Source organism: Aquabacterium sp. A08 (assembly GCF_011742065.1).
Genome location: NZ_JAAQQT010000695.1, coordinates 1 through 5,671, shown reverse-complemented (window position 1 = coordinate 5,671; position 5,671 = coordinate 1). Strand labels below are relative to the sequence as shown.

Sequence of the window (5,671 nt, the reverse complement as noted above, 5' to 3'; positions counted from 1 at the left end):
CTGCTGATCGCCGCGCCCCGGGTGCTGCTGCTGGACGAACCCTACGCCAGCCTGGACCTGCCCGGCCAGGCGCGCCTGCACCGCGAAATCGACCGGGTGCCACAACAGGTCATCGTCTCCACCCACGTGCTCGACCACGTGCGCCACTACGCCCGCGTGGTCTGGCTGGACCGCGGCCAGGTGCGTGGCGACGGCCCCGGCGCCGAGGTCTGCGCCGCCTACGAAGCGGACGTGGCGCGTCGCGCCGCGAGCGACCGTGCGTAGCCTGTACAGCGAACACCCCACCTGGCTGCACCGTGTGCCGGCCGGGGCCAAGCTGCTGGTGCTGGCGCTGTTGGGCACCGGGCTGTTCCTGACGCAGCAACCGGCCTGGCTGCTGGGCGCGGCGCTGGCCAGCACCGCGGTGTTCGCCTCGCTGGGGCGGGCCACGGCCGGGGTGCGCAAGCTGGTGCTGGCCATCGTGTTGGCCGGGGGGCTGATCGCCGGTTTCCACGCCCTGCTGGGCCAGCCACTGCTGGGGCTCACCAGCGCCCTGCGCCTGTGCAGCGTGGCCCTGCTGGGCACCACGCTGACGCTGACCACGACCCAGTCCGACCTGCTGCAGGTGCTGGAGTGGCTGCTGGCACCGCTGGCGCGGCTGGGCTTGCGGGTGGACCTGCTGGCGCTGCAACTGGCGCTGATGCTGCGCTTCACCGAACACTTCTTTGTGCTGTGGAAGCGGCTGGACGAGGCGCACCGCCTGCGCACCGGCCGCGCCGGCGGCTGGCGCATCCTGGCGCCACTCATCATCCAGACCCTGGTGTCGGCGCGCCGCGTTGCCGATACACTCCACGTCCGTCTGGGGCCTTGACGCGCGCCCGCGCTGGCCCCGCTGTTTCACCGGAACCCGATGCCCATGAACCCCGCTCGCCACTCGTTTGCGCTGGTCGCGCTCTTCGCCGCCCTGCTGGCCGTCTTCGGCCTGGTCCCCAAAATCGACCTCCCCCTGGGCGTGCCCATCACCCTGCAAACGCTGGGGGTGATGCTGGCCGGCTGCGTGCTGGGTCCCAAGCGCGGCCTGCAGGCGGTGCTGCTGTTTTTGCTGGCGGTGGCATTGGGGCTGCCGCTGCTGTCGGGCGGCCGCGGTGGCCTGGGCGTGTTTTTTGCGCCGTCCAGCGGTTACCTGGTCGGCTGGACCGCCGGTGCCCTGGTGACCGGCTGGGTCATGTCGCGCCTGCCCAGCCACACCCCGCGCCTGGCGGCCTTCGGCGCCTTTGCTGCCGCGGCGGTGGGCGGCCTGGGGGTGGTGCACCTCAGCGGCGTGGTGGGTCTGGTGCACCTGGCCCACCTGAGTTGGTCGCAGGCCCTGATGGGCACCCTGGTGTTCGTGCCGGGTGACCTGGTCAAGTGCGCCCTGTGTGCCCTGGTGGTCCACACCATCGCCCGCGGCCTGCCCGATTGGCGTTTCGGCGGCCGCGCCAGCCTGTGACCCGGCCGGCCGTGGCCGACCTGGTTCACGCCCCGCTGGCGCACTGGGCCGCGGTGCAGCCCGACCGCCCGGCGCTGGACGACGGCCGGCACACCCTGAGCTACGCCCAGCTGCACCGGGCTGTGGCCCAGGCCGCTGACCGCCTGGCGCGCGAGCGCGCCCCGGCCACCGTTTTCACCGACCCCGACAGCGGCCCGCTGGACCAGGTGGTGGCCCTGTTGGCGGCCGTGGCCAGCGGCCGTTGCGCCGCCGTCTGCGACCCCGACTGGACCCCGGCGGTGCGCGAGGCGGTGCGCCGCGCCGTGGACCGCGACCCGGCCGACCCGCCGCCGCCCCGACCGGACAGCCCGTTCTACATCGGCTTCACCTCGGGCAGCACCGGCCTGCCCAAAGGGTTTCGGCGCCACCACCGGTCCTGGACCGAGAGCTTTCGCACCTGCCTGGACACCTTCGGCCCGGCCGCCGCCGGCCGCATCCTGGCCCCCGGCCGCGCGGCCCATTCCCTGTTCCTGTTCGGCATGCTGCTGGGCGTCTGGAGCGGGGGTGGCGCGGTGCTGCAAGACCGTTTTTCGGCCGCGCGCGCGCTGCAGGTGCTGCGCGCCGGCGACACCCCCACCCTGGTGGCCGTGCCCAGCCAGTTGGTGATGATGTTGGAGTGGGCCGCCCGGCGCGGCGCGGCGCCCATCGAAGGCGTGCGGCTGGTGCTGATCAGCGGGGCGCGCTGGATGCGCCACCGCACCGCCGAACTGCAGGCGCTGTTTCCCCAGGCCCGCCTGGTGGAGTTCTACGGCGCCTCGGAAACTAGCTTCATCGCCTGGATGGACGCCGACCCCCACGCCCCGCCCAGTGCGGTGGGTTGGCCCTTTGCCGGGGTGGACATCGACATCCGCCCCGTGGCCGACGCCGGCCCCGACGGCTTGCTGTACGTGCGCAGCCCGATGCTGTTCAGCGACTACGTGGGCCAGGCCGGCGACGCCACCCAGGCCTGCCGCGACGGCGACTGGCTGACGGTGGGCGACATGGGCCATTGGGACGCCCAGGGCCGGCTGTGCCTGGTGGGCCGGCAAAACCGCATGCTGGTGACCCAGGGCAAAAACCTGTTCCCCGAGGAGGTGGAAACCGTGCTGGCGGCCCACCCGGCACTCGCCGCCGCGTCGGTGCAGGGGCTGGCCGACCCGGTGCGCGGCCAGCAAGTGGTGGCCTGTGTCCAGCCGCTGCCGGGCGCTCCGGCCCCCACAGCGCAGGCCCTGCAGGCCTGGTGCCGCGAGCGGCTGGAGGCCTACAAGGTGCCCCGGCGTTTTTACCCCTGCCCCGACTGGCCGCAGACCGCCAGTGGCAAAACCGACCACGCGGCCCTGGCCCGGGCCTTGGCGGCACAGGCGCACGCCCCCACGCCATGCTGGACGGTCTGGCCCTGATCGCCGGCTGGGCGCGCAGCCCGGTGGCCCCCCGCGGCGGCGCCCTGGCGGCGCTGACGCCGCACCAGCTGGCCGCGCCCGTGCTGCAAGCCTTGCTGCAGCGCGCCGGCTTGCCCCCGGCCGCGGTGGACGCGGTGGTGCTGGGCAACGCCCTGGGCGCGGGCGGCAACCCGGCCCGCCTGGTGGCCCTGGCCGCCGGCCTGCCCGAGCGCTGTGCCGCCCTCACGGTGGACACCCAGTGCTGCGCCGGCCTCGATGCCCTGGCCGTGGGCGTGGGCCTGCTGGCCTCGGGGCAGGCGTCGGTCGTGGTGGTGGGCGGGGTGGAGGCCTGGTCGCGCGCGCCGCTGCGGGCCCACCGCCCGCTGTCCCCCAGCGCCGAGCCGGTGCCTTACGAACGGCCCGCCTTCGCCCCCGACCCGGCGCACGACCCCGACATGCTGGTCTCGGCCGCCCGCCACGCCGCCGCCCACGGCGTTGCCCGCGCCGCGCAGGAGCACTACGCCTTGCTGAGCCACGCCCGCGCGCTGGCGCAGCGGGCGGCCCTGCGCAACGAAATCGTGCCTGTGGCCGGGCTGGACCACGACGCCTACCCGCGTCCGCTGACGCCGGCCCGCGCCGCGCGCATGCCGGCGCTGCGCCCCGAGGCCCACCTGGACCCTGACCAGGCCACCGCCCTGACGGCGCTGACCGTGTCGGCCCAGGCCGACGGCGCGGCGCTGGTGCTGCTGGCCAGCCCCGCCGCGGTCGCGCGCTGGGGCCTGTCCGTGCGCGCCCGCTGGCGCGCCAGCGCATCCGTTGGGGGCACGCCCGACACCCCGCTGCTGGCGGCCGAACGGGCCGCCACCGAGGCGCTGCGACGCGCCGGGCTGGCCGGGCCGGCGGCGCTGCACACGCTGGAACTGCACGACGCCTTTGCCGTGCAGGGGCTGGACTTCTGCCAGCGCTGGGGCCTGGATCCGGCCCAACTCAACCGGCGCGGTGGGGGGCTGGCGCGGGGGCACCCGATCGGGGCATCGGCCGCGGTGGCGCTGGTGCGGGTGCTGGCCGACCTGTGGGCCGATGGCCGGCCCGGCGACTTGGGGCTGGCCGCGGTGGCCGGCGCCGGCGGGCTGGGGGCGGCGGCGGTGGTGCAGCGTGGCTGAGGCGCGGCTGAGGCGCGCTATTCGATGACGCGAAAGTACTCGTCCAGCCCGCAGCGGCTGGTGCGGGTCTGGTTGACCGGCGCCGCGGGGTCGGCGAGGCCCAGCGCCAGACCGCAGACCACGGTGTGGTGCGCGTCCAGCCCGAGTTGCTGGCGCACCTGTTGCGGGTAGGCGGCCAGCGCCCCGACGGCGCAGGTGGCCAGGCCCTGGGACTCGGCGGCCAGCATCAGGCCATACAGGGCCATGCCCAGGTCCATGTAACCGCCCGGGCCGAAGGCGTGTTCCAGCGTGACGACCAGCGCCACCGGCGCGTCGAAAAAGCGGAAGTTGCGCTCGAACTGCGCGTCGCGGCCGGCGCGGTCGTCGCGCGCCACGCCCAGGGCACCGTACAGCGCCTGGGCCGACGCCACCTGGCGCCGCTTGAGCGCCAGCGGCATGGGCTGGGGGAAGTAGCTGTAGTCCTCGGCCTCGGTGTGGCCGCTGCGCCAGGCCTGCACCAGCGCGTCCGACAGGCGCTGCCGCGCGCCCCCGCGCACCGCCGTGAAGTGCCCGGGCTGCAGGTTGGCGCCGCTGGGCGCGCGCCGGGCACTGGCCAGCAGGGCGTGCAACTGGGCGTCGGGCACCGGGGTGGGCAGGTAGGCGCGGACCGAACGGCGTTGCGCGGCCAGCAGGGCGTGGGTGTCGGTGGGGTGGGGGCTCACGGGAATCCAGGGCGGGGGGCGTCCGGTTGCCACGGCGCGGTGGCGCGGCTGGCGGAAGCTCAGGGATTCGAACCCTGGAGCCCTTGCGGGCTGCCGGTTTTCAAGACCGGTGCAATCGACCACTCTGCCAAGCTTCCTGCATGCGCTGCGATTGTAAGCGGTGCCCATGCCCGGCCCGGCCCCGGGCCCCGCGCCGACGGCGTGTCAGCGAAACCCGACACGCGAAACGGCGCGTTTCCGACTCCAGCGGGCTGCGCGCTTGCCTACAGTGAATCCACTGTCTCGCCAAGTGTCGCGGTCTGATCCGCAGGAGGGTTTCTTCATGTACCAAAGTGCTGTGTCGGAAGTGTCTGCCGTTCCCGCTGTTCCCGCCCTGGCCCGTGTGGCCGCGGCCCCAGCCCACCACCCCGGGGTGCGCCGGCACCGCGTCAGCGAGGCGCTGCCGTTCACCGTGCGGCTGGCGCAGGCGCCGGCCGACCTGGAGAAGGCGGTGGCCATTCGCCACGCCGCCTATGCCCGCCACCTGGCCCCGAGCATGACGGCCGCGCTGCAGCGGCCCGAGGCCCTGGACCACGCCCCTGGCGTGGCGGTGTTGCTGGCCGAGTCCAAGTTGGACGGCTCCCCGCTGGGCACCATGCGCATTCAGACCAACGCCCACCGTCCGCTGACGCTGGAGCAATCGCTGACCCTGCCCGACTGGATGGCCGGCCACGGCCTGGCCGAGGCCACGCGCCTGGGCATCACCCAGGACAAGGTGGGTCGGGTGGTCAAAACGGTGCTGTTCAAGGCCTACTACCTGTACTGCCTGCTGCACGACATCCGCTACATGGTGATCACCGCGCGCGCGCCGATCGACCGCCAGTACGACCGGCTGCTGTTCCAGGACGTGTACCCCGGCATGGGCTACGTGCCGCTGGCGCACGTGTTCAACCTGCCGCACCG

Annotated in this window: 6 protein-coding genes, 1 tRNA gene and 1 pseudogene; 6 read left to right on the top strand and 2 right to left on the bottom strand. The window is 74.3% G+C overall.

Annotation, left to right across the window (positions count from 1 at the left end; translation table 11 throughout):
• The 5 genes and pseudogenes from HA630_RS23860 to HA630_RS20215 form a co-directional block, all read left to right on the top strand.
• Positions 1–264: pseudogene (locus HA630_RS23860) on the top strand (ABC transporter ATP-binding protein); the annotation flags it as partial.
• Positions 257–850, top strand: coding sequence for a CbiQ family ECF transporter T component (locus tag HA630_RS20230; protein WP_166837219.1), 594 nt, complete (start codon positions 257–259; stop codon positions 848–850). The pseudogene HA630_RS23860 and the gene HA630_RS20230, both read left to right, overlap by 8 nt.
• A 45-nt stretch (positions 851–895) precedes the next feature.
• Positions 896–1,468, top strand: a complete 573-nt coding sequence (locus HA630_RS20225) for a biotin transporter BioY (RefSeq protein WP_243855575.1) — start codon at positions 896–898, stop codon at positions 1,466–1,468.
• A gap of 11 nt (positions 1,469–1,479) precedes the next feature.
• The gene (locus HA630_RS20220; RefSeq protein WP_371809306.1) at positions 1,480–2,886 is read left to right on the top strand and encodes an AMP-binding protein; all 1,407 of its coding nucleotides are present in this window, start codon (positions 1,480–1,482) and stop codon (positions 2,884–2,886) included.
• Positions 2,865–4,028: a thiolase family protein gene (locus tag HA630_RS20215; protein WP_166837213.1), complete on the top strand. Its 1,164-nt coding sequence runs from the start codon at positions 2,865–2,867 to the stop codon at positions 4,026–4,028. The genes HA630_RS20220 and HA630_RS20215 overlap by 22 nt, the downstream gene beginning before the upstream one ends.
• Positions 4,029–4,045: 17 nt before the next feature.
• On the opposite strand, the gene HA630_RS20210 is transcribed toward HA630_RS20215, so the two are convergent.
• Both HA630_RS20210 and HA630_RS20205 read right to left on the bottom strand, forming a co-directional pair.
• Entirely contained in the window at positions 4,046–4,729 is a 684-nt protein-coding gene (locus HA630_RS20210; RefSeq protein ID WP_371809305.1) for a nitroreductase, read from the bottom strand.
• 49 nt (positions 4,730–4,778) lie between these two features.
• Positions 4,779–4,866: transfer RNA gene (locus HA630_RS20205), tRNA-Ser, on the bottom strand.
• Positions 4,867–5,051: 185 nt separating this feature from the next.
• Between HA630_RS20205 and HA630_RS20200 the strand changes: the two genes are divergently transcribed.
• The coding region (locus HA630_RS20200; RefSeq protein WP_166837211.1) for an N-acyl amino acid synthase FeeM domain-containing protein at positions 5,052–5,671 on the top strand (620 nt) is incomplete at its 3' end.